The following is a 22,298-nucleotide window of genomic DNA, read 5'->3' as shown; positions in this document are numbered from 1 at the left end:
AATGGCTGGCGACATCAAGTGGATCAAGGTTATTACAGACATTTTCGAGGATGAGAAAGTAAAGCTCATTAAATCCATGCCTGAGGGAAGGACACTCGTTCTGCTGTGGTTTCAACTGCTCATACAGGCAGGGAAAACAAACGCGGCCGGTTGGATCTACTTAAGCGAAGGCTGCGCCTACACACCAGCGATGCTTGCGACATTGTTTAACGAAACGCAGCAGATGGTTGAGCTTGCATTAAAGCTATTTTCGACTAAGCCGTTCGACATGATCGAGATTACAGAGGATGGACTCATCTATATTCCTAATTGGGAAAAACATCAAAATGTCGAATCGATGGATAAAATTAGGGAAAAAGAGCGATTACGCAAAGCAAAACAGCGTGAAAAGCAGAAATTATTGAAAATGTCACGGGACAGTCACGGGACAGTTCACGGGACGTCACACGAAAGTCACGCAACAGAAGTAGAGTTAGAAGTAGAACTAGAAAAAGAAAATAATACTACTCTACCCGAGGATCCATTCGAAAAAGTAAGGATCGCTTTCAAGCTGATGCATAAAATGATCGACATGCCGTACAAAGACAGTCCCCTTTTAACTGATCTGCTCAAGGAGTTCCCAGCTGATCTGATTATAGGAGTCATGAAAGACAAGTTCAGAGAAAACGTAAGAACATTGAAATACTACGAAGGTGCTATTCGTGATACAGCTATATTCGATAGCACCCGGCGTTCCAATGGGAATAACAAAGCTGCATATTTCCGACCAGCGCCAAAAATTGATTCCGAACTTGATTACAGAAGAAGAGAAATAGCATTCAACAAGTGGGTGCAAGATGGAGGGAATCCGGATGAGTTTGAATATGGACATGCTTCAAACCATTGAATCAGAATCAGCCGTGTTGGGTGCGGTATTCTTAGACAATCAGGTGTTAGACGACATAGTTGAGATGCTAGAGCCGAGAGATTTCACCATTGAAGCGAATGAGCTGATTTGGAAAGCGATGCAATACCAGTACAAGCGCAATCTTCCGAGTGACCTTGTTACCATTACGGCCATGTTGCAGCAATACGATCGGCTGGAGGAGACCGGGGGAGTCAGCTACCTTGCAAAACTCGCCAATTCCGTACCGACTTCTACCCATGCGAAATACTACGCCGATATCATCCGGAGTCGGTCATACCGGCGCCGGGCGAATGAAGCAGGCATAAAGATAACGCAATTATCCATGGATGCTGATTACAGCGACGACGAAGTTTTATTCCAAGAGGTTGAGCGGATCGCATTAGGAGTACGGCCGTCCATATCCGGAGACATGAAAAGCTTAGCGGAAGCCCGGCAAGAATACTTTGAGTACCTGGGGCAGAAGGATGATTTCTTAAACACCGGATTTAGGCAATTTGATGAATGGATGGGCGGCATTGGCCGGGGTTGGTTGTATGTACTGGCCGGACGTCCAAGTGTAGGGAAGACAGCCAAGGCGCTGCAGATGATGCGAGGGATTGCAGAACAAAACGCCGGGCATGTTCTTCTGTGGTCGCAAGAGATGAAAAGGAACCAACTTCTTAACCGGATGATTGCACCGGCTTCTGGAATATCGGGAAACCGGATCCGGCGCAAAGAGATGGACGAATCGGAAATGAAAAGGCTCCGGGATGCTTATGACATTCTCGAAAAGCTGCCACTACATATTGAGGATGCCAAGAACGTGACGATTGATGAAGTCCGGGCCGCTGCCAGACAGTTCAAACGGAAGCATGGACGCTTGGGGGCGATAGTCGTTGATTACCTCACAATCATGAAGATCGTCCAGCAGAAGGGCGAAACAAGATCGCAGGCAGTTGGATACGTCACAAGGACGGCCAAACAGATTGCGTTAGAGCTAGATTGTCCGTTCATCATGCTGGCGCAGCTGAGCCGGGACGGAAAGGACGAACCCAAACTGGAGCATTTGAGAGACTCCGGGGAGATTGAGCAGGATGCGGATGTGGTTGAGTTCCTTTGGCACAATCCGGAGGACACGCACCGGGAAGGTAAAGTCATTCAGTCCATCATCGCTAAAGGCCGGGACGTTGGAGTTAACCAGTTCAAATATTTATTCAAGGGGTGGATTCAAAAGTATGAGGAACTTGCCACGTAATGACGACGAGTACAATGAGCTACTCGCAAGAATCGTAAAAGGTGCTGAATATCTGGAGAATCCAATCATCAAGCCGCAAGACTATAAACGGGGTATGGCGCTGTATGACGAGTTGTGCAATATAGCCGACAAATACCGGTTTGGAGGTCAATCGTGAATCTACAAGTCAGAATATTGCGATTAATTCAATCGGTGGAGCTAGAACCTTGTCGGTATAAGCGTATGTCGATGGCGGCGGAAATGCGTGAGCTAGAGAGCCAGCTAAATCAACTAAGGGAGAGATGACGAATGAAAAAAGAAGTGTGGAGGCTCTGGGTTTGCAGTTCTTGCCGGTCTGAGACGAAATTGAACTACGTTGCAAGCAAAGAGAACTACGAGCGGATCAAGGTGTGTCATTGCGGAAACGAGCTGGAATACAAGAAGGATCTAGAAGGGTAGGGGAGAGATGAATATGCGTGAGTTTAAATTTAGAGTTTGGGATCCGAATGTAGACAGCATGTACATCAATGTTGGAATCGGTCAGATCAGTTTGTATGACTTTGATGGAGACCGCATAACTGAGCAAGAAGGGCTGATTATCATGCAATACACAGGACACAAAGATCATACAGGAGCTGAAATTTACGATGGCGACATTGTTTTTGCAAACTCCAACGAATACACCTATGTAATCAAATTTGGAACATATCCAAATGAACACGATAAGGACTATGAATGCACCGGATGGTATGCAGAGCTCCTAGATGATAACTCAAAAAGCTACAAATGTTCTTTGCAAATGACAGAAGAACTAGAGATCATCGGCAACATCTACGCTAACCCGGATCTTTTGCCGAAGGCCCCCGATTCGACCGAAATTGCTTAGCGTTAGCGGCAGCCGTGTACAGATTTTCCAATCATAGAGGAGGGTACCACCCTATGACCATACAGGATCAAATACATCACGCTCAAGAAGAACTGGCTAAAGCAAGCGACGAGAGAACAAAGTCACACATTAGGCGAGTCATAAGGCAGCTGGGATTTAGGCTGATAGACGAGATAAAGGGGAGTAAGCATGTTTAAATCCACAAAAATACATTGGCAGTGGACGGCGCATACCGAACAAACATGGCAAAGGCATAATATAGAGCCGCGTAAGGCAGGGCAGATGCTGACGGAGCTGGACGAACGTGGCTATCGAGTGAAACGATTGACGGTGCCGCGGTCATGGGTGGAGAAGGGTTTAGTGCAGGAAGCGGAAGAGGAACAAATAGATCTGCTGGACATTATCTGAATCGGGGTGCGCATGGTGGTTGTGAAATGTCATTGCTGCAATAAGCCATTCCAACATTATGGAGTGCGAAGTAAATTTGTTTGGTGTTCTGCTAAGTGCATGAAGTTAGATAAATCGAATAAATCAACAAAATGAATTATCGGAATAACCCAAAGAAAGGATGATACCCATGACTAAGAAAATACACACTGTAGTAACCCGTTTTGGATTCGTCAGCGCTCCAATGGACTTATTCTCAGCATACCGCTATGCCAGAACATTGCGTCAACTTGGTAACGAGGAAGTTATGGTGAGGAAAAGCCGATGAAGATAACAATCGACATAACCCCAATGGGCGCGGTCCGAACAACACAACGAGGTAAATGGGTGAAAACAGACGCACAAAGATACATGGCATACAAAAGTCGAATCGGCTGGGCGGCGAGAGAGCACATCAAGACAGCCATAGATGCCCCTGTAAGCGTACGGATGAGATTTTACTACCCAATACCCCAATCATGGTCAAAAGCGGATAAGGCGGCGGCTAGGAACGGCACAAAGCGCCCTATCGTCAAGCCCGATATCGACAATGTCGTAAAAGGTTGCTTTGACGCTCTAAACGGTATCGCCTGGAAAGATGATAACCGAGTGGTTGAGGAGTCCAGCAGCAAGTGGTATAGCGATACGCCGAGGATCGAAATCGAGATTGAGGAGTGGATTGCATGAAGAACATCACCAAATACATCCGCTTAAACGGTACTTACCTCGCTCTCACGGATGATAATGTTTTGGTCGGGTATCTGTTAGACGTTAAACCGATCATCAGACCAGCCTGAGAGAGTCGTATACGAGTTTAAATAGATTAATAGAGTAAATGTAGCGGTTAAAATCAAAACGCCTGTATGAGGCGTATAAGGGGATTTAAGATGAACGACATGGTTAACAGTCCATCACACTATACAGCCGGTAAAGTGGAGTGCATCGACGCATTGGAAGCAGCTACATGCGAATTAACCGGCATTGAAGCTGTATGCACGGCCAATGCGATTAAGTACCTGTGGAGGTGGAAGCAGAAGAACGGCATCGAGGATCTGAAGAAGGCGCAGTGGTACATTAACCGACTGATAGAGAAAGTCGAAAAGGAGGCATAACCCATGGAAATGTTCGGGGAGCGGTTGAAATTGAGACGTAAATCGAGAGGGCTTACGCAGAATCAACTTGGAGAGATGGTTGGATGCACGGGTCGATGCATCAGCCATTATGAAAAAAATTTTTATGAGCCAAACGTATTTACGTTGCTAAGGATAGCAGAAGTTTTAGGTGAATTTTAGGTATCTGAATGAATATTGAATTACATGGACTAATAGCACATTTTTGATCATTGATTAAGTTAATTAAATAGTTGTAAAAACCGCCATAAACCCTTATAAACACTGGACTTTTTACTACTTTTTTGCTACTATTACAGTATGGATAAATAGCATTTTATCATCGAACGGAGGGATTATTTTGGACGAAAAAAAGGATCAATTACAGACTGACCTACTGTTCATAAATAACGAACTGCAGGCGGAAAGGCAAAAGGGTGCGGAAGGTGACGCTACAAAAATAACTCAACTTGAGCAGCGTAAGGCTGATGTACAGTATCAACTGGACGGAATCAACAAAGCGGAAAAGGAGCAGGCAATTGAGGAAAAGATACATAGTGAAATCACATTCGCTATTCCTGGCGTGGACTTCACTCAATTGCCGGTTGAACTCATTAACATCATTCATGCGGTGGTAAAGGCCGATCGCCGCAAGAATCTTAGCGAACATTCGGCTGAACTGGAACAGATTGAAAACGAAAGAGATGCGTGGGTAGAAGAAAACGGAAAGCTTATTAAAGAAAATTATGACCTGCAACAAGAATGTCAAACGGCTGCGCGTGAGCTGAAAGAACAAACAGCCGAAACGGTCCGATTAATCGCTGAACGTGACGATGCTCGTAAGAACCGTGACAATGCCGCAGCCCAGCTGGAAGAGGCGAAAGCAGAGATTGCTCGTTTGGAAAGCCAAGTTGATGACTACCAAAAAGCGAAAGTATTGGGTGAGCGCCAGGCACAAGCCGTAATCGACGTTACGCCAAATGAAGCTGAAGAGATCAATGCAGCAATCAAAACGTTCCTCAAGTCCGAGGATTGGGGGAGCATCATCAAAGTTGTAAAGCCAGACGAAAGCTTTGAACTCGTTAAGCGTGATGTATTCGAGAAGGAATGGACAGCAATTACACCTCCGCCACTCCTAGGAGGTAGCGATAACGGGGCAGCAACGTTTCAAGGAGAAACTGTTGAAGCTAACGCTGAAGTCAGTGGGGTTTTGGCTCCCGAAGTTCCGGTCTTAGACTTTCGCCCGCAAGAGGAAAGCAACGCAAGCGGATTACCAGTGGATGAAAACGGAACTCTACGATCGGATGATGAGCCGGCAACTTGGGCAGAACTTAAAGCCCTTGAAGCAAGAATCGACGAGCGTCTATCGAGGCTTGAACAGTCGGAGGTCGCAGTAGCGTAATGGCAAAGTATCGGAAGAAGCCAGTTGTGATTGAAGCTTTTAAATATGGCGTTGATGGTTGGCCGGATTGGTTCCATGACAAAGTAAATACGAATGAGATTATCACACGGCGTGGCGATGAAAGCAGCGGACCATTCGATCATTCGCAGAACAGCTGGTGCGAAATAAGTACGCTAGAGGGCGTCATGAAAGGTGATTACGGCGATTACATTATCCAAGGTGTGAAAGGCGAGGTATACCCGTGCAAGCCTGACATATTCGAAGCTACGTATGAAGTGGTCGAGGATGAGATTACTCAGGAACAATGGCATGCGGTAATGGATAATGCAAAATTCATGCTGGAGGAATACAAGAAGATCCCAACAGGCATGTTTGGGGCAATCAACATTGCGAACGCCATATCACGGTATGAAAACGGCGAACGCACGAAGGAATTGTACGAAGAGCTGAAATCAATCGAGTAGCTTAAATAAATCAATGGGGCGCCTTTAACCGGGGCGCTCTTTCAAACAGAGGGGTGAGGAAATGGCGCTGTTCGAACGCTTTCTGTTTGATAGCAGAGAGTACAAAAAAGTCCGGCATCGATCATTCCATTGGATGACAACAACAAAGTGCTATATGACAGCATTTAGTTGGTCGCTATTAAAAGGCGATTGGTGGAAAAGCAAACACGAAGAGAAAGCGAAGTTTTTCAGCGCCAAGTGGAAAGAACGAGATGATATATATTGCAGAACAGGATTGTATATAGGTAGATTAGCAATTGTATTTCAAACCAAAGACAGATAGGGGTGAACACAATGGATATAACGATAGGTGTTTTTATGACTGTATTCATAGGCTTCGTATTCATATTGTCCATCGGAGCGATTTTATTATATGAGCCGCCGAAGAAAGAGGCGATAAGGCAAATTGTAATGCCAACCATCTATCGGACAGGTGATGGAGACGCGGCATGGAAAAGGCATCAAATGGTGCAAAAAGCTTTAAGGAGGGGCCGACAATGAACAAGGAGCAGATAACGCAAGCGCTCAAATCATTCCTATCTTACAAGTATGCGGTATCCCGATACGAAAGACACATATCTGTGCCAAGTGCAGGAATAGCCAACTATTCGGGGATGCGTGGGGGATCAGGGGCACCAGAAAGATTCTTTGCAATGGTAGGTAAACCGGCAGACATGGGGCATACATCGTATCAGGACTATGAGGACTACTTAGAATATAAAACAATCGTAGAAGACCTAGAAGGCGCTCTAGAAGTGCTGACAGAGGACGAACGGATTGTAATCAAAATGAAATGGATAAAGGATATTACATTGCGACAGATTGCTGATCAGCGAAACATAAGCTTAGCAACAGTAGATAGGCAGCACAAACGGGCGCTAAACAAGCTGAGTGACGCACTAAGGTTCACGAAAGCAAAGGTGCCACATATCGAGAACCACGCTAGCACAAAATTGATTGTTTCTTGATATGATTATGATTATGATTATGTGGTAAAATTTTTTTATAGGATGCTGTGGTGAGCGATTCTTGATGATCACGAGACGTTCACACAGCGTTCTGAAATAACACTATTATGACGGTTCCGCAATTGATAAGCTACGGCTACAATTGAAAATATATCGTGGTGGCGGAAGAGAACGCTAAGACTATAAAGCAGATACGCGTTGGTGAGCCCCGGCGCAATCTACAGGCGCGGAGAGAGAAAGCCGAGCTCCCACTGACTGATTGTAGATGCGGAATAAGGCCAGAAAGCAGTAAACTGCTACCCGTTATAGAATGCTGCTATTCATGGGAGAATGGCCCATGACCACGTAACTAAGGTGATAAGCGACCCATATCGCTTCACATAAATTAAATTGAACAATCCTGCCGTCTACGTACCCAATGCGTGACGCGATTATGCAATGCTCTCGCATGTAGCTGCCGAAAGGTGGCTATTTGCGTTTGTAACATGGAAGATACGAACGGTGGGGCAAACTCCCACCTCTTCCTCCCCATAAAAAAAGGAGGATCAGTATGAAAAACGAGTATGAGGTTCGCGGGGATGTTGTAGCTATAATCATCAACAGTCCCAAGTATGGTAGACAGGAAACACTTATAAGTGTAGACAAGCTAGAGCGAGTAAAAGAATTCCCTTATACTTGGCGAGTAGCTCTAGCCAAAAACAAAAAATCATTTTATGTGCATGGTAATTTACCATCGAGTATGAAACCTAGAGTAGGCGATATAGTCTGTTTGCACAGATGGATAACGAATGCGCCTAAAGGAATGGTCGTAGATCATATTAACCATATAACATTAGATAATACTGATGGAAACCTAAGAGTAGTGACACAAGCGGAGAACCAACAAAATATAAAAGGTGCAAAATCTAATAGCAGAACAGGTATACGCGGGGTATCGTGGCACAAAAAGAAAAGAAAATGGCATGTTAGATTTACGTTTAACAAATCTCTAAAACATGTTGGATATTTTGATAGCATTGAAGAAGCAGAGAGAGAAGCTATTGCGTATAGATCGAGGTACCTCCCAAATTTAAGAGGGGACACGTTGTAGTGAATACTTCAGATGACATAGTATTTTTGGCTGTATGTAATCTAATCCTGTGGCAAATTGCTATGTGGGCATATTTTGGGGGTGATGAATGATGGGATATGGAAATGATACAGGCTTACGCATCACATATACCATACTCACTCACAACGTTCTCTCTTGGAAAGCGCGGACAATGGTCAATTATGATGCTGATGAAGGTATAAATATTGATGAATTATACAAGTGTGTGAATGAAAGTAGCAGAAAAGTGATCTCAAACACGGGGTAAATACTTTATTTCTTGCATAAACGATGTATAAATGAACTTTTGGGGGTGTTGAAGATGGCAGTAGGTAAGTACGATACGCATGTAAAGCCCAAACTACTGCTAATAGAGGCATGGGCGAGGGATGGATTGACTGACGAGGATATAGCAAAGAACCTTGATGTAGGAGTATCAACATTCCACGCATACAAGAAGGATCATCCAGAGTTAGTGGAGTCCTTAAAAGGTTCGAAGGATGAAGCAGACATAAAGGTCGAGAATGCGTTGTACAAAAGAGCGTTAGGCTTTGAATATGACGAAGTAACGCAAGAACCACTATTCAATCCAGTTACAGGTGATCCAATCCTCGGAGACGATGGAGAACAGAAGATTGCAGTTACAAAGATTGTTCGCAAGATGGTTAACCCGGACACGACGGCGCAGATATTTTGGCTGAAGAACAGACGGCCTGCAGCTTGGCGTGATAAACAAGACATTGAACACTCTGGTCACATGACCAATAAAATAGACTTGAGTGGATTAAGCGTAGAGGATTTGAGAGCCTATGCTAAAACTAAGTCAAGCACAACTTAAAGCAATAGAGGAACAAGCCACTTATGAATTAGCGCGGCGCGACTTTTCCTATTTCGTAGATGTAGACAGCGAATTCAGGGACAGGGACGGCGCACACCTTGACGTACTCGATGATACGCTTATCAAAGTATCTGAGGGCACACTCAAGCGCGTTATCGTTACAATGCCGCCGCGACACGGAAAAAGTGAGCGAGTAAGCAAGAAGTTCCCGGCATGGCATGTGGGACGCAATCCCGGTGATGAAATTATACTAGCCTCGTACTCAGTTGATCTGAGTCGGGGCTTTTCTCGTATTGCCAGAGACACGCTTATAGCTAATCGGGATATGTTTGGAGTTAGTGTTGATCCAGCAAACCAATCGGCTGAATCGTGGGGCACAGAGGGATACAGAGGCGGCGTGACTGCTGCCGGTGTAGGCGGTGCTATCACTGGTAAGGGCGCAAAGATAGCTATTATCGACGATCCTGTTAAGAATGCAGAGGAAGCCAACTCTGAGGTCATGCGTGAAAAGGTGTGGGACTGGTATCAATCTACTTTGTACACTCGCTTAACGCCTGACGGTTGTATCATCGTCGTAATGACACGTTGGCATGAGGACGATCTTGTAGGACGTTTGCTCAAAAAAGAAGCTGACGAGATTCGGGAGGGCACTCACAAAGGCGAACAGTGGACGGTGATAAACTTTCCGGCGATTGCAGAGAGTAATGATTTCCTTGGTCGTAAAGAAGGAGAACCGCTGTGGCCCGAATTTGGTTTTGATGCGCACCGGTTGGAGCAAATCAAATCAGATGTCGGTTCATATGTGTTTAATGCACTCTATCAGCAACGTCCAAGCGCAGCCGGTGGAACAATATTCAAAAGAGAACACTTTAGATACTTCAAAAGGATTCAGCATCTTGGATCCTCATATTTGCAAGTCGGTGACAAGAAATACCTTGAATCTGCTTGTTGGAAGTTTCAGACGGTAGATACCGCAAACAGCGAGAAGACGATCAATGACCCCTTCGTCGTATCAACCTGGATTACGACACCGGATAATGATTTGCTACTGGATGACGTTTACCGAACACGTATTACTGGTCCGGATCAAAAACCACTAATGAAGCAGATGGTACAAAGGTTCAAACCAAAGTTCCAAGCAATCGAGGATAAGACATTCGGCACGAACTTAATTCAGGAATGCACCCGTGAGGGTATGAACATAAAGCCGATTAAGGTTGACAAAGACAAAGTAACTCGGTCACTCGTTATTGCGGCTCGTTACGAAGTCGGCAAAGTCTATCACAGGGAGGATGCGAAATGGTTGACGGATTATGAAGACGAACTGTTAAGCTTCCCGCGGGGCAAGCATGACGACCAAGTCGATACGGCTTCTATGGCTGGCGAGATTGTACATTCGTTTGTAGCTGAGCTGAAACCTTGGTCGGCGACTCCGGAATATAAACCGAACAAGTCCACCTTAGACAGCGACTTTGACGACTTCGCACAAAATAGCGCATCGAGTGTATGGGGGTGATTGAATGAACGACATTGCATTACTATCCGTCGTATCGCTGATTCTCATGGGTACTATCGGCAGTGTGTGCTATTCGTATATAACCAGCTTGCAACGTACCATATATCGCCAAAACGACACAATACAGCGCCTAATCAGTCGGGAGCCTGTAACGTATCAGGAAGTAGGCGCGAAGCCTACAAAGCCGAATAGGGAAGTGTACGCAGCTTGGGGCAATCAACTTATTAATATTGACGAAGATGAACGCCAATAAAGGCGTTTTTATTATGTGTTGGAGGTGATACATTGGCAAAACTACTGGACAAAGCAACGGAAGTATTCGGAGCAGTCAAAGGTATATTCAACAACACCGAACCGAAACCGGAAGTCACGGACGAGGAAATAAACACAGAAGACGAACAAAAGTTAGTCATGATGGTCGATTATGACTATCAAATCTACAAAGAAAAGCGCTCCGGCATGGAAGATGTATGGCGCAAAGAGCAGCAGATGTGGAAAGGCGACCAGTGGAAGGACTTACGACCGCCTGACAATGGGCCTTATCCCGAGCGCATGGAATATGTCGGGAACTATGCCGGAAGCCAGATTGAGTCCATCGTATCCAGGCTGACCGGATGGACGCCGGAACCGGCATTTGAAGCCACAGAACCGGGGGACGAGGAACGGGCGGCACTCCTTAACGCTTATATTCCTTACGAGCTTAACTGTATAAAGTTCAAACAAAAACATATCCGAGCTGTGCGCAGAATGGCCATTCACGGTCCGCTGATTTACGAGGTCATGCACGATCCAACCATTGAGGGTGGAAGAGGAAACAACCGATGGAACGGACAAAACGATATTGTGCCGCTTAATTTCGGTAGCTTCTTCCCGGACCCTGCGATAAAGGACTTTATTTATCTCCAAAAAGGCCGGGCGCACATCATTAACTACCTTATGACGCTGGATTATATCCGGGAACGCTGGCCGAAGCAAGGTCCTAAGGTGATGGCGGACAATCGGTCAAGTGAGTCGGAGATATTCGACCGAGACAGCAACACGATCATGGGAACCACGCTCAAGACGGAGGACAACCGCACAACAGCGAACGTCTTACGATACATGTATAAGGGTATACCCAAGTACATGAGCGACGAGGATATTAAGCGGTTCAAGGATAGCGCAAACGAGAAGCTTGCAGAAGGCAAAGACCCGAGTATCGACATAGCCAAATCCCAAGGAAAGATGAAGGGTGTCCACTTTCTATACGTAACGACAAATGGCGTATTTCTCTCGCATGAGTCCTATGTATACGATCACGGTCAATATCCTATCGTTGCCCGGACATTGTTCCCCGAGGAAGACAATCCATGGGGCAAAGGGTACATGCGGGACATGATATCCCCGCAAACGATGTATAACCGGTTCTGCGAGTTGGCGATTGAGGTTACGTCCAAGATGGGCAATTCCGCGATTGCATACGGTACTGCTGCGGGAATTACCGAGCCGATCAAACAGATTTGGCGCAGAATTCGCGGCAAGGCCGGGGCTATGTTACCAGTTGAGGGCGATGTAAACCAAATCAAGGAGTTGCAGGGAGTGCCGCCGAATCCTGGTATATTCCAGTACATGCAGCACTTTTTGGAGATGCTGCAGAAGATCCCCGGCATGTTCGACTCTGCGAATGGCGCGGCTAATCCTAACGTGACCTCTGGACGGCAGTCTGAGGCGCTTATATCGGCTTCTCAAGGGCGTTTAAGCACGGCGGCTGAATTGATCGAGGATGCAGTAAAAGAGGTAATAGAGCAGCTTATCGAGCTTGACGCGCAGTATTACACCACCGAGCGCATAACGAGGATCACAGGAAAAACATACTCCTTCAGCCGCGATTCGATGGTTAACCAGGTGCAGACGGAGTACGAAACCGGCAACAAGGTACTGGATGAATACGGGAACGAAGTGGATGAAGTCGTTCCGGTTGTTGAAGAATACGTACCGAAATACGATATAACGGTATCTATTGGCGTTGAAAGGCCGAAGGATCGAGAGTACTGGGTGCAAACGGCACAAATGTTATTCCAAACTATCGACCCGGCCACGGGAATGCCGACGATTGATGCAAGAGCACTTAAATATGTTGTTGATAACGGTCGCCTTGAGCCGTTTTCGGTAATCGAAGAACGGATGCAACAAGAACAACAAATCATGTTGCAGATGCAACAACTTCAACAGGAAAATCAAATGTTGCAAGAACAATCCGCTATGATGCAACAACAACTAGGACAAATGGCACAAGACGATATTACACAACAAACAGAGCAACAACGGATGATGATGGATGCGGACAAAGAAGAATTTAACCGCGCTATCCAGTTAGAGAAGATCGATATTGATCGCATGAAAGCGGAAAGACAACTGCAAAGAGTTTAACGGGCCGCTTCCAGTCGTGGGGCGGCCTTTGTTGTGCCAATTCTACCGCCTGCCATAGCGGATTCGATTAGGAGGATTTACATGAGCGAAGATCAAGCCAGCCAGAGCTTGGAAACGCCAATTGAAGTTGAAAGGGACGCGGACACCGAGGCGCTCTTTGATAGTTTCGGTCTTGCTCCCAAGCAAGCGGAAAAGAAAGACATTGAATTTCCAAAGATGGACGAACCTACTGATCCCGCCATAGATCAAGAGGACGATCCGGAAGTGAAAATGGACGAGGAAACCGAGGAAAAACCAACCGACACCCGCAAGTACAAGATTAAGTACAACAAAGAAGATGTCGAGGTTGAAGAATCCCAGGTTCCTGAATTGCTCGAAAAGGGAATGGCGCTCGATAAAACGAGGGCCAAGTTAACCGAGCAACAGAAAGCCATGGATGAAGTCGCGCAACTCCAAGGATACAAGGACCATGCGGAACTCATCGCTAATCTGCCTAAATTGCGCGAACAGCACCAACAGAAAGAACAAGAAGCATACAACCAGTTACGCACCGACCTTCGCGAACAAGCCGAAGATGCTGGTTTAGACCCCGATAAAGTAGAGGCATGGCTAGATAATCACCCTCTTATGAAAGAGGCCGCACAAACCAAGCGAGAGCGCGAGAACGAGCGTGCAGAGCGCCAACGGCAAGAAGATGAGCAAGCAAGACAATCGAAATGGAGTGAATTGTACCAAAAGTACCCGCATTTGGTAGATGATTCGCAAGCATTCACCCGCGGCGAGGAACCGCAGTTTTTCACGGCCGAGATGAAAAGTCGGATAGAACGCGGTTATGACCCTATCGATGCTTTTGAACTTGCTCACCGTGATACTCTTTCGGCTCAAACGAAGAAATCAGCCGAACAAAAGATCATCAAACAGCAACAATTGGGTATGAGAGGTCACGTTAACGAACAGACCGCCACGCCGCCCGATGAAGGATCGTTACTCCCGGCACAAATTGCGCTTGCGGAGGAATTTGGCGTAAACATCAAGGGTGTACAGCGGCAAAATCAACTACTTAAAAGCAGGAGGTAAACCAATATGCCATTTGTATGGAGACAAAACAGCGATTCGAGACAACCGAAAATGATCAGCAACATCAAAGCAAAAGCATCCACTACGTTTACGTACGGTCAGACCTTGCAGGTTGTATCCGGACGATGGGAAAGTGCTGTTGCCGACGGTGTTGTCGGAGGGATTTATAATGGCCCAACATTCACTTCCGGTGCAGAGGACTTTATCGATGTGATTGAAGCGCGACCTGGTGATGAGTTTGTGGCCGATTACACGGGCACGCCGGATGCGGCTTTTTTGGCAGGACAAAGAACAGCTGATATCGCAGCAGGAGGCCTGAACCTTAACGCGGCTGACGTGTTAAACGGCGCTTGGGCAATTCTCTCGGTAGACACAGCAAATACAAAAGCAATCGTGCGGCCTAAAAACCGCCAACTCAGCTAAGGAGGCGGACATAAATGCCCATTATGACAGGTACTTACAAATCCATGAAGGAAGTCAACACGGTTTATGAGCCAATTGTACGCGAGGTGTTCACGCAGGCCGAAAGTCAACAAATAGATTACATTCCGCTTTTGTGCGAAGTCGGTAAAACGACAAAAGAGCGCGAACACTATGAAGGTGTTGGCGCTCGCGGCCTCATGAAAAAGTGGACAGATACCGGGCGATCGGTACATTACGAAGATCGGGAAAAATTGTTCCCGACCCAAATCCCACAGGTGAAGTACTCGGCAGGTACGCAGATCGACCGCGATTGGTTTGACTTCAACAAACATCAGGAAATCAAAAATGAAGTCACGAACCTTGCAGATTCGGTTTACAATACCCGTCAACTGCAGATCGTGGAGCCGTTTAAAAACGCCTATACGACGACAGGCACGGACTACGAAGGTGCAACGATTGTCGGGGGTACCGCGATCCCGGACGGGAAAGCACTGTGCGCCACCGATCATCCGCGGAGCCCTACTAACTCCACAAACACGAACACGAACAAAATTTCTCTCTCGTTGGATTATGACTCATGGCACGAATGCCAGGTCATGGGCCAAAACTGGACGGACTCCAAAGGCAACAAAATGCCGGTTATGTTCGATTGTTTGATGGTTTCTCCTCGCCTCATGTCTGTCGCCTATCAATTGGCCGGCATGAACGCGAAGCAAGCGGATCAATCTGAGGCCAAGTTCGTTCCGAACCAAGCGAATTTCTCGCTAAACATCTATCGCGGCACGTTCGATGTAATCGTGAATCCATATTTGCCGAATGCGTATAACTGGTTTGCGATCAACAAGTCCCGCATGCGCCGTTACCACAAATGGAACGAATTCCGCAAACCGGATTTCAAAAATGAGACCGACTTCGACAGTGAAGTATTTAAGTATGCTGTCGTGGGACTGTGGGGCAAAGGCGTAATTGATTGGAGCTGGATTATTGGCTCGGATGCAACGGTCTAAGGAGGGGTGACAAATGCCTACAGGTGGAGTTGATTTTCGTAATAAGGCCGGTGCCGGAGTTGTTACCGCCGATGGATTGAAGATCGGCGTTCTAACACAACCTAGGGTGGTTGTATCCACAACAATCACCTTTGACCCGCCTTCGCTTTTAACAGATGGGATTGCATTATCCAGCGCCATTGCAATTACAGGAGCGGCGCTTGGTGATGCAGTTGAATTATATCCGCCTTATGATACGCAAGGTGTAATTTATCAAGCTAGCGTATCGTCAGCCGGAAACATCAGGATTGCATTGCATAATGCAAGTGCTGGCACGGTAGACCTTGCATCCGGCACATGGGGTGTCGCGGTGCGAAGGAGGACGTAGCCATGGAGGAAATAACATGGACAGTCAGTAACGGGGGTTCTTCCGAACCGAAACACAAAGTGCCGTATACCGCGAAACAACGCGTAAAAGACAGTATGAGTGAATCAGAAAAGCAGGGCATTGAGCGGTGGAACGCTATGATCGATGCGCTGAAGGAGAATAATCTGATGGAAGACAAGTAGAGGGCCTAGTGCCCTCTTTTCTTGTATTTGGAGGTACGTTATGGAACTTGAATATAGGATTTTAAAAGAACTGTTGATCGAACAAAAGAAAACAAACGAACTTTTAACTCAGTTATTAATAAATGGAGGCGCGGAAAATGGGATTGAAGAACTTACGGGGAATCTCACGGGAACTGAGCATCATTCCGGCATGGAGAGCAAGCGGCAGCGCGGACAACGCACTAGCAACCGCAACAAAAGCGGCGGTAACCGGTAAACGCCATTATATTACGGGTGTATCCGCATCATTTGGGGCCGCCGCTATTAAACTATTGCAAATCAAAGACGGAGCCGCAGTCATATGGGAGGACTACGTCCATAACGGATTTCAAATAGTGTTTTCGCAACCTCTCGCAATCACATCAGGCAACGCGGTTTCTGCCGAACTTGCGGCAAGCGGCACAGCTGCGGTTTTGGGAAAAGTGAACCTCACCGGATTTACGGAGGCTTGATATGGCGAAGACATTGGAAGATATTCGGTTTCTTATCGAACAAGAAGTAAAGACACCAATTGAAAATCAAGATGTAATCAATTGGTGTAATCAAGTGAATGCGGATATTGGCATGAACATCAACATACCGGCAACTCCGTCATCAATAGCGCTTACGGCAACTGCGTTAGAATATACGCTTCCGACAAATTTGAAAATTATAAACCGTTTGCGATTACAAAGTATCATTAACGAAGGAATAGACACAGAGTTTGGCGTAAATTACCGGATTTACAACGGTAAGATCATTTTCCCTCGTACACTTTGGATTGCTCCGGATACGCTTGTGGTGGACTATTACAAGCATCTAACCACATTCACGTTGATAACCAATGCAATCGAACTGGATGATCGATATTATCCGATCTATCAGTTCTACGGGCTGTTGAAATATTATAGACAACCAAGTGTTGTGTCTCAATTAGGAGAAGCACATGCGCGTCGTGAGTCCGAAACAAATGAACGGTTATACAACGGCATGAAAAATCAATTAACCGCCTATCAAATGCTCGGAAATGAACCGGTTGTCATAGATTCCAGGTGGTAAGGAAGGTGATCTAATGAGTGCCTACACAGCCTCACAACTCGCAACAATAATCAAAATGGCTTGTAAAAAGGATATGCCGGACCTGGGCGAGGACACCGATCAAGATTTTTACATTTTCGAATGGCTCAACATGTTCCTCCAGCAAAACGCCCGGAAAGCCTTTTTAGACACATGGAGCGACGATTTAAGTGTAACCACAAGCGGATATTACACATTCAAACGATCATCACAGGATATCACGAACCTTTACGAGCCGCAGATGGTTTACAAATATACAGCAGGACAAGAAAAGTACGAACAGGTAAGGCCCCTGCGTTCCTTCGACAGCGGGGACGGATGGTTCCGGGGCGGTCCCGACTCGAAAATTTACATGCGAAACCAATCCGGGACGTTCAGGCTTTATTATCTGCGGTACCCGGCTAAGATTACACTTGGTACACAAACACCAGAATATCCGCCAGCAGGATATGGGGAACTGATTTCGTGGGTAGTTTCGCGCATCAAATATACAAAGAACTATCTTGAGGAAAGCAAAATGGTGGCACAAGACGCAAACGCTTCAAGATTTGCCGCCGTTAAAGCCGCCACAGCCGCGAGGGGAAGCAATCAAGCTCCGCCAAGCGAGTACGATGCCAATATGGGGGGATAATGATGCCCGCAGGGATTCAGCCGCAAGTTCAGATTCAAACGCCCGATGGCGGCTTTCTAGGACTTGATACGGCCTCCGAGCCGACCAGCCTATCGTTGGCGCGTTCTCGCCGCCTCCATAATATCTATCAAGGCAAATTACGCGCTTTAACTCAACGACCGGGGAGCGTGCCGGTCATTAATCCCGCATTGGGTGCGGCGATCAAACATCTTACGCAATATCCGTTTAAACAGTCGGTTTCCGTAGGTGCAGCTCCCACACTCTCCGCTGTAGGTGATGCGGCAAGCACGCTTCCAAGCGGCACGTACTACGTGCGGTATACCTATGTCACAGACAACGGGGAAACGGAGGCAAGCGCAGAGGTGAACGTTGTTGTGCCTCCGGCTGTGGACAATCCTACGGCAGCACCTTCACTAACTACCGCGACCTCAGGAGGATCTCTGCCAGCTGCGACTTATTTTGTAGTTTACACTTGGGTGAACAGCGTAGGGGAAACCCAAGTCAGCCCCGAAGCCAGCATTATCACATCCGGCTCGACAAGTACCATCACGGCCACCATGCCCACCTTTCCCTCAGGCGTGACGAGTGTAAATGTTTATATCTCCACATCGACCGGAACGCAGACGAGACAAGGCAGCACCACAACTACCAGTTATACGCAATCGGCGGCTTTGGTGTCAGGAGCAGCAAAGCCAGCGTCCAATACGTGCATTGTAGCCAAACTCCGAGTCACTGTTCCAGCCGTTCCGTTCCATGCGAACAAGACGAGGATATACATTTCAACAACGACCAACACGGAAACTTTGCAGGGGGAGACAACGACAACAACCTTTGACCGTTCTACGCCGCTTGTGTCGGGCGCAGCTTATCCCACAGCTAATACAACATCATTCCGGGGTGAATTACTCGCCACAAGCAGCACGAGTCTCTACAGCTTTTATAACGGCAAATTAAACGCCGCTACAATGACCAATGCTCTAAATAGCGCAGACATCTATGACGCGGACTTTACGAATAAGGCGCTCACGAATCGCAAAATCATTGCAGATGGCGGGAGTTTAAAATCGTATGACGGTTCAGCGGTGGCGAATATCACACCAGCAGCTAATGATGGAGGATCGAATCCAAATAATGTGTTGCCGGACATCAACGCCAAAGGTTGCAAATACGTTTGGACGCACAACAATTATATCTTCATCAGCCCCGGAACGGCGGAATTGTTCTACTCCAAGAAAGACGAGTTCGATTATTTCCCGCAAACATTCTATGGCCTGTTGAACCGCCTTGGAGATTATGTAAACGGTCCGGGAGTCTCTTTTGATAATGTTTGTTTCGTCCCGTTGCGCAGGGGATGGAACATCATTTCTGGAACAGATTCCACGAATTTTACGTTCCAAGAATATCTTAACACCATAAACGGCGTAATTGCTCCCCGGTCTATCGTTGGAAAGATCACCTATCCGGACGGAAGGCAAACAATACCGTATCTTTCGGACGACGGGGTGCATGAGATCGTCAATGTTGCGGTCGATTCCAAGAGTCGATATTACGGCACACGAAGTCTTATGAAAGATAAGGTCGATTGGGCCGCATATGGTTTTACAGAGGCGGAAATGACCGCTGCTGTGGCTGAATATATCGTCCAGTGGAACATGTATCTCCTTCAAATCAAGCGCGGGGCAACGCAATATGTATTTGGATATGACACACGAAATGAAGAATGGTACGGACCGTGGACCGGTCTCACCATAAACTCCCTGATCGAATGGCAGGGGGTTGTTTATTTTGGTGGGGATGATGGACGTTTAAAGAAGTTCGATGCCACGCTTAACAGCGACTGGACGGACATGGCAAAAACAGTCGGAACGCCAGTGGATTACGACCGCATATCCGGTATGATCTGGTTTGAAGACACTGGATACCCATCGATGTTGGATTATTACATTTTGCGGCTCAAACAATATTCATTAAAGGCCAGTTTGGATATCTCAATTATTCATATGAGGGGTACGGTGGAGGTGCAAGAAGCATTGAAGAATGTTTATCTCGTTTGGGACGCGGGACAATGGGACAACACTGCTTGGGCTAACCTCGATTACACGGATTTAGTTAGTGCGCCGCAACGACTAAGCAATAAGCTGAAACTGCCTCGGCAGGGCTTCTACTTTCAAATTCGCCTAAGAAATAACAGAGATGAACCGGTAGAAATATTCGGAGAAACGCTAATCGGAAGAACAAGCGGGGAGTGATAACATGGCAACTTTACCAGCAGATCGATCAAAACTAGCATTAGCACAGAGTAATCAAGTGGCAGGGACAGTAGCATCGGGGCAGAAGAATAAAGACGCCCTCACAGAAGCTTACGATACGGTTGATTTACTTTTCCAACGTCTCAATGAATACCAGAACGCCGGAACACTCTCCCGCCTTGCCATCATAAACGTCAAGGATTACAACGCATCAGGAAGCGCACAGACCACCACAGGAAGCATTACGGCGGGGGATAATAAACTTACTGTGGCATCAGCAATTGACTTCGCTTCAGGGCAAGGCATCAACGTATACGGAAAATACGAGGTCGCTTCTCTCCAAATCACCGCCGCCGCAACCGCATCCTCCAATGTCACGGTGACGCTTAACGGCGTAGCTACAACCGTAGCTGTCGTAAACGGAGATACCGCAATTAATGTCGCAACAAAGATTCGCGCAGCTACTTTCGCAGGATGGACAACGGGCGGCACAGCAGGAACAGACACCGTTACGTTTACTTCAACGACGACAGGAAACAAAACAGATGCAACGTACTCCGCAGGCACAACAGGCGCATCGGGTACAATGACAACGACGACGCAGGGTAGCGCGGATTTGATTACTACAATAAGCGGAATAAGCGGTACTACGCTTACACTTGCAGCAAATGCGAGTACGACGGTGACGAGCGTGACGGTGGCCCATGATGATACGGTGGCATTAACTAATGCGGCTAACTCGCTGACAAATGGTGGCACTCTTTATTTTCCCGGCGGGACGTATCTTACCGATGGATTATCTTTAACCGCAAAAACAAAACTAATTGCAAGCGGTAATGCGATTTTAAAAGGCCGATCAGGGACGGCTGATGTTTTAACTTTGGCATCAGGATGCAGCGTTTACGGACTAGAAATAGATGGTAATAAATCGATTAAAACAGGTGGCAGAGGCATACACGCAGCTCCGAATATTTCAGATTACATCGTAGAAGGATGCTATATACATGACTGTTTCGGTCAGGGAATTGAAGCGAATGCTGCAAGCAAAGGACGATTAGCAAATAATCGGATAGAGAATTGTTTGCATGGTATACAGTGGTGGGGTGGAGATTCGGCCACATCGGAAACTATCGGAATTTTTGACATAACCATAGTAGGCAACATTATAAAAGGTGTTATGGGTGGTATATGGGGGAGCCTAGGCGAACGGATAACGGTTGTCGGGAACACCATCGAATCATGCACCGACGTCGGTATCGATTTTGAGGGTTGTATGCATTGCGTGGCATCAGGAAATACCGTGAAAAACTGCACATATGCAGGATTGGCTGCGTTTTTCGGTTCAAAATATATCGAATTCACAGGCAATACCGTGAAGCAGGATAACACGTATGGACCTGGAATTAAATTCTTCAGCTCATCTAAGCAGCACAATTATATAACCGTTAACAATAATACGATCTATACTTACAACCAGCCGGGTATATTCACGGACGTTGGGTGCTTGTTCAATTCGCTGATTTCTGGGAATTTGATTCGAGTAGAAACAGTAGATTTAGGTATTCGTATCCAAAGCGGCAATAAAAACGACATCATCGGAAATAAAATTATTACAGCCTCGACACACGGCATTTTATATGAAGGGGGTAGTGATTCTTTAATCGTTCAGAATGATATCGAAACTTCTACGGATGCATCAGCAGGAGGTGCGGCAGGAGGCATTCGCTTGGTATGGATTTCCAGCACATATCCTTGTCACAGAAATATCGTAAGAGATAATTTCGTCCGGGGCTTTGTTACTGGCGTGAACGATGACTGTGGCGGCGATATCATTAGTTATAATTGGATAGAAGGCAATCGGGTAAGTACAATCTACAGGAGAGCGGGGGCAGGATATGCGGGACGTATCGAGAGAAATGTTAGTACTGGAAATCCAAATACGGACGTTGCTGGGACGACTTATTAATGAACAGATAAAAAAAATATTGCAGAAATGAAGC

29 protein-coding genes are annotated in these 22,298 nt (G+C 46.5%); all 29 read left to right on the top strand.

Features of this window, described 5'->3' with window-relative positions:
* Position 1 precedes the first annotated feature (1 nt).
* The 29 genes from L1N85_RS10820 (at position 2) to L1N85_RS10680 (ending at position 22,264) form a co-directional block, all read left to right on the top strand.
* Positions 2–886 carry a phage replisome organizer N-terminal domain-containing protein gene (locus L1N85_RS10820; protein WP_235237608.1) on the top strand — a complete coding sequence of 295 codons (885 nt, stop codon included), beginning with the start codon at positions 2–4 and terminating at the stop codon, positions 884–886.
* Positions 852–2,141 carry a replicative DNA helicase gene (locus tag L1N85_RS10815; RefSeq protein WP_235237605.1) on the top strand — a complete coding sequence of 430 codons (1,290 nt, stop codon included), beginning with the start codon at positions 852–854 and terminating at the stop codon, positions 2,139–2,141. Before L1N85_RS10820 ends, L1N85_RS10815 begins: the two co-directional genes overlap by 35 nt.
* Positions 2,122–2,298, top strand: a complete 177-nt coding sequence (locus L1N85_RS10810) for a hypothetical protein (RefSeq protein ID WP_235237601.1) — start codon at positions 2,122–2,124, stop codon at positions 2,296–2,298. The genes L1N85_RS10815 and L1N85_RS10810 overlap by 20 nt, the downstream gene beginning before the upstream one ends.
* A 131-nt stretch (positions 2,299–2,429) precedes the next feature.
* Positions 2,430–2,579: a hypothetical protein gene (locus L1N85_RS10805; protein ID WP_235237598.1), complete on the top strand. Its 150-nt coding sequence runs from the start codon at positions 2,430–2,432 to the stop codon at positions 2,577–2,579.
* Positions 2,580–2,592: 13 nt separating this feature from the next.
* Positions 2,593–3,006 carry a YopX family protein gene (locus L1N85_RS10800; RefSeq protein ID WP_235237595.1) on the top strand — a complete coding sequence of 138 codons (414 nt, stop codon included), beginning with the start codon at positions 2,593–2,595 and terminating at the stop codon, positions 3,004–3,006.
* 189 nt (positions 3,007–3,195) lie between these two features.
* Positions 3,196–3,414, top strand: a complete 219-nt coding sequence (locus L1N85_RS10795; protein WP_235237590.1) for a hypothetical protein — start codon at positions 3,196–3,198, stop codon at positions 3,412–3,414.
* Positions 3,415–3,717: 303 nt separating this feature from the next.
* On the top strand, positions 3,718–4,119 hold the full coding sequence (locus tag L1N85_RS10790) for a RusA family crossover junction endodeoxyribonuclease (RefSeq protein WP_328285198.1): 402 nt from the start codon (positions 3,718–3,720) through the stop codon (positions 4,117–4,119).
* 200 nt (positions 4,120–4,319) lie between these two features.
* Entirely contained in the window at positions 4,320–4,544 is a 225-nt protein-coding gene (locus tag L1N85_RS10785) for a DUF3310 domain-containing protein (protein WP_235237585.1), read from the top strand.
* Between the two features lie 3 nt (positions 4,545–4,547).
* Positions 4,548–4,724 (top strand): helix-turn-helix domain-containing protein, encoded by a 177-nt coding sequence (locus tag L1N85_RS10780; RefSeq protein WP_235237579.1) that lies wholly within the window; start codon positions 4,548–4,550, stop codon positions 4,722–4,724.
* A 178-nt stretch (positions 4,725–4,902) separates the two neighbouring features.
* The gene (locus L1N85_RS10775; RefSeq protein WP_235237576.1) at positions 4,903–5,943 is read left to right on the top strand and encodes a hypothetical protein; all 1,041 of its coding nucleotides are present in this window, start codon (positions 4,903–4,905) and stop codon (positions 5,941–5,943) included.
* Positions 5,943–6,407 (top strand): hypothetical protein, encoded by a 465-nt coding sequence (locus L1N85_RS27570; RefSeq protein ID WP_328285197.1) that lies wholly within the window; start codon positions 5,943–5,945, stop codon positions 6,405–6,407. The genes L1N85_RS10775 and L1N85_RS27570 overlap by 1 nt, the downstream gene beginning before the upstream one ends.
* A 61-nt stretch (positions 6,408–6,468) precedes the next feature.
* A complete protein-coding gene (locus L1N85_RS10765; protein WP_235237574.1) occupies positions 6,469–6,729 on the top strand; it encodes a hypothetical protein in 261 nt (86 codons plus the stop codon).
* Positions 6,730–6,740: 11 nt separating this feature from the next.
* On the top strand, positions 6,741–6,947 hold the full coding sequence (locus tag L1N85_RS10760; protein ID WP_235237573.1) for a hypothetical protein: 207 nt from the start codon (positions 6,741–6,743) through the stop codon (positions 6,945–6,947).
* The gene (locus tag L1N85_RS10755; protein WP_235237569.1) at positions 6,944–7,414 is read left to right on the top strand and encodes a sigma-70 family RNA polymerase sigma factor; all 471 of its coding nucleotides are present in this window, start codon (positions 6,944–6,946) and stop codon (positions 7,412–7,414) included. Before L1N85_RS10760 ends, L1N85_RS10755 begins: the two co-directional genes overlap by 4 nt.
* A 550-nt stretch (positions 7,415–7,964) precedes the next feature.
* Positions 7,965–8,504 carry an HNH endonuclease gene (locus tag L1N85_RS10750; RefSeq protein ID WP_235237567.1) on the top strand — a complete coding sequence of 180 codons (540 nt, stop codon included), beginning with the start codon at positions 7,965–7,967 and terminating at the stop codon, positions 8,502–8,504.
* A 322-nt stretch (positions 8,505–8,826) separates the two neighbouring features.
* The gene (locus tag L1N85_RS10745; RefSeq protein WP_235237566.1) at positions 8,827–9,342 is read left to right on the top strand and encodes a transposase; all 516 of its coding nucleotides are present in this window, start codon (positions 8,827–8,829) and stop codon (positions 9,340–9,342) included.
* The gene (gene terL, locus L1N85_RS10740) at positions 9,314–10,858 is read left to right on the top strand and encodes a phage terminase large subunit (RefSeq protein WP_235237565.1); all 1,545 of its coding nucleotides are present in this window, start codon (positions 9,314–9,316) and stop codon (positions 10,856–10,858) included. The genes L1N85_RS10745 and terL overlap by 29 nt, the downstream gene beginning before the upstream one ends.
* Before the next feature lie 4 nt (positions 10,859–10,862).
* Positions 10,863–11,111, top strand: a complete 249-nt coding sequence (locus L1N85_RS10735) for a hypothetical protein (RefSeq protein WP_235237564.1) — start codon at positions 10,863–10,865, stop codon at positions 11,109–11,111.
* 32 nt (positions 11,112–11,143) lie between these two features.
* Entirely contained in the window at positions 11,144–13,267 is a 2,124-nt protein-coding gene (locus L1N85_RS10730) for a portal protein (RefSeq protein ID WP_235237563.1), read from the top strand.
* Positions 13,268–13,348: 81 nt separating this feature from the next.
* Positions 13,349–14,344 (top strand): hypothetical protein, encoded by a 996-nt coding sequence (locus L1N85_RS10725; protein ID WP_235237562.1) that lies wholly within the window; start codon positions 13,349–13,351, stop codon positions 14,342–14,344.
* 6 nt (positions 14,345–14,350) lie between these two features.
* Entirely contained in the window at positions 14,351–14,767 is a 417-nt protein-coding gene (locus L1N85_RS10720; RefSeq protein ID WP_235237561.1) for a hypothetical protein, read from the top strand.
* A 14-nt stretch (positions 14,768–14,781) separates the two neighbouring features.
* Complete coding sequence (locus L1N85_RS10715) at positions 14,782–15,774, top strand: phage head protein (RefSeq protein WP_235237560.1); 993 nt, start codon at positions 14,782–14,784, stop codon at positions 15,772–15,774.
* Between the two features lie 13 nt (positions 15,775–15,787).
* The gene (locus L1N85_RS10710; protein WP_235237559.1) at positions 15,788–16,141 is read left to right on the top strand and encodes a hypothetical protein; all 354 of its coding nucleotides are present in this window, start codon (positions 15,788–15,790) and stop codon (positions 16,139–16,141) included.
* A gap of 2 nt (positions 16,142–16,143) precedes the next feature.
* Complete coding sequence (locus L1N85_RS10705) at positions 16,144–16,323, top strand: hypothetical protein (RefSeq protein ID WP_235237558.1); 180 nt, start codon at positions 16,144–16,146, stop codon at positions 16,321–16,323.
* Between the two features lie 137 nt (positions 16,324–16,460).
* Positions 16,461–16,814: a hypothetical protein gene (locus tag L1N85_RS10700; protein WP_235237557.1), complete on the top strand. Its 354-nt coding sequence runs from the start codon at positions 16,461–16,463 to the stop codon at positions 16,812–16,814.
* A gap of 1 nt (position 16,815) precedes the next feature.
* Positions 16,816–17,400, top strand: coding sequence for a hypothetical protein (locus tag L1N85_RS10695; RefSeq protein WP_235237556.1), 585 nt, complete (start codon positions 16,816–16,818; stop codon positions 17,398–17,400).
* Between the two features lie 13 nt (positions 17,401–17,413).
* Positions 17,414–18,049 (top strand): phage adaptor protein, encoded by a 636-nt coding sequence (locus L1N85_RS10690; protein WP_235237555.1) that lies wholly within the window; start codon positions 17,414–17,416, stop codon positions 18,047–18,049.
* A complete protein-coding gene (locus L1N85_RS10685; RefSeq protein ID WP_235237554.1) occupies positions 18,049–20,298 on the top strand; it encodes a hypothetical protein in 2,250 nt (749 codons plus the stop codon). Before L1N85_RS10690 ends, L1N85_RS10685 begins: the two co-directional genes overlap by 1 nt.
* A gap of 4 nt (positions 20,299–20,302) precedes the next feature.
* Complete coding sequence (locus L1N85_RS10680; protein ID WP_235237553.1) at positions 20,303–22,264, top strand: right-handed parallel beta-helix repeat-containing protein; 1,962 nt, start codon at positions 20,303–20,305, stop codon at positions 22,262–22,264.
* The last annotated feature ends 34 nt before the right edge of the window (positions 22,265–22,298 follow it).

It is taken from the genome of Paenibacillus alkaliterrae (assembly GCF_021532375.1).
Lineage (GTDB): Bacteria > Bacillota > Bacilli > Paenibacillales > Paenibacillaceae > Pristimantibacillus > Pristimantibacillus alkaliterrae.
Note: the sequence above shows the minus strand (reverse complement) of the source record. Positions and strands in the feature narration are given on the sequence as shown.

Bases quoted from the DNA above. Each gene is read 5' to 3' on its own strand.
- L1N85_RS10820 (WP_235237608.1), top strand. From the start codon at position 2: ATGGCTGGCGACATCAAGTGGATCAAGGTTATTACAGACATTTTCGAG.
- L1N85_RS10815 (WP_235237605.1), top strand. From the start codon at position 852: ATGAGTTTGAATATGGACATGCTTCAAACCATTGAATCAGAATCAGCC.
- L1N85_RS10810 (WP_235237601.1), top strand. From the start codon at position 2,122: ATGAGGAACTTGCCACGTAATGACGACGAGTACAATGAGCTACTCGCA.
- L1N85_RS10805 (WP_235237598.1), top strand. From the start codon at position 2,430: ATGAAAAAAGAAGTGTGGAGGCTCTGGGTTTGCAGTTCTTGCCGGTCT.
- L1N85_RS10800 (WP_235237595.1), top strand. From the start codon at position 2,593: ATGCGTGAGTTTAAATTTAGAGTTTGGGATCCGAATGTAGACAGCATG.
- L1N85_RS10795 (WP_235237590.1), top strand. From the start codon at position 3,196: ATGTTTAAATCCACAAAAATACATTGGCAGTGGACGGCGCATACCGAA.
- L1N85_RS10790 (WP_328285198.1), top strand. From the start codon at position 3,718: ATGAAGATAACAATCGACATAACCCCAATGGGCGCGGTCCGAACAACA.
- L1N85_RS10785 (WP_235237585.1), top strand. From the start codon at position 4,320: ATGAACGACATGGTTAACAGTCCATCACACTATACAGCCGGTAAAGTG.
- L1N85_RS10780 (WP_235237579.1), top strand. From the start codon at position 4,548: ATGGAAATGTTCGGGGAGCGGTTGAAATTGAGACGTAAATCGAGAGGG.
- L1N85_RS27570 (WP_328285197.1), top strand. From the start codon at position 5,943: ATGGCAAAGTATCGGAAGAAGCCAGTTGTGATTGAAGCTTTTAAATAT.
- L1N85_RS10765 (WP_235237574.1), top strand. From the start codon at position 6,469: ATGGCGCTGTTCGAACGCTTTCTGTTTGATAGCAGAGAGTACAAAAAA.
- L1N85_RS10760 (WP_235237573.1), top strand. From the start codon at position 6,741: ATGGATATAACGATAGGTGTTTTTATGACTGTATTCATAGGCTTCGTA.
- L1N85_RS10755 (WP_235237569.1), top strand. From the start codon at position 6,944: ATGAACAAGGAGCAGATAACGCAAGCGCTCAAATCATTCCTATCTTAC.
- L1N85_RS10750 (WP_235237567.1), top strand. From the start codon at position 7,965: ATGAAAAACGAGTATGAGGTTCGCGGGGATGTTGTAGCTATAATCATC.
- L1N85_RS10745 (WP_235237566.1), top strand. From the start codon at position 8,827: ATGGCAGTAGGTAAGTACGATACGCATGTAAAGCCCAAACTACTGCTA.
- terL (WP_235237565.1), top strand. From the start codon at position 9,314: ATGCTAAAACTAAGTCAAGCACAACTTAAAGCAATAGAGGAACAAGCC.
- L1N85_RS10735 (WP_235237564.1), top strand. From the start codon at position 10,863: ATGAACGACATTGCATTACTATCCGTCGTATCGCTGATTCTCATGGGT.
- L1N85_RS10725 (WP_235237562.1), top strand. From the start codon at position 13,349: ATGAGCGAAGATCAAGCCAGCCAGAGCTTGGAAACGCCAATTGAAGTT.
- L1N85_RS10720 (WP_235237561.1), top strand. From the start codon at position 14,351: ATGCCATTTGTATGGAGACAAAACAGCGATTCGAGACAACCGAAAATG.
- L1N85_RS10715 (WP_235237560.1), top strand. From the start codon at position 14,782: ATGCCCATTATGACAGGTACTTACAAATCCATGAAGGAAGTCAACACG.
- L1N85_RS10710 (WP_235237559.1), top strand. From the start codon at position 15,788: ATGCCTACAGGTGGAGTTGATTTTCGTAATAAGGCCGGTGCCGGAGTT.
- L1N85_RS10705 (WP_235237558.1), top strand. From the start codon at position 16,144: ATGGAGGAAATAACATGGACAGTCAGTAACGGGGGTTCTTCCGAACCG.
- L1N85_RS10700 (WP_235237557.1), top strand. From the start codon at position 16,461: ATGGGATTGAAGAACTTACGGGGAATCTCACGGGAACTGAGCATCATT.
- L1N85_RS10695 (WP_235237556.1), top strand. From the start codon at position 16,816: ATGGCGAAGACATTGGAAGATATTCGGTTTCTTATCGAACAAGAAGTA.
- L1N85_RS10690 (WP_235237555.1), top strand. From the start codon at position 17,414: ATGAGTGCCTACACAGCCTCACAACTCGCAACAATAATCAAAATGGCT.
- L1N85_RS10685 (WP_235237554.1), top strand. From the start codon at position 18,049: ATGATGCCCGCAGGGATTCAGCCGCAAGTTCAGATTCAAACGCCCGAT.
- L1N85_RS10680 (WP_235237553.1), top strand. From the start codon at position 20,303: ATGGCAACTTTACCAGCAGATCGATCAAAACTAGCATTAGCACAGAGT.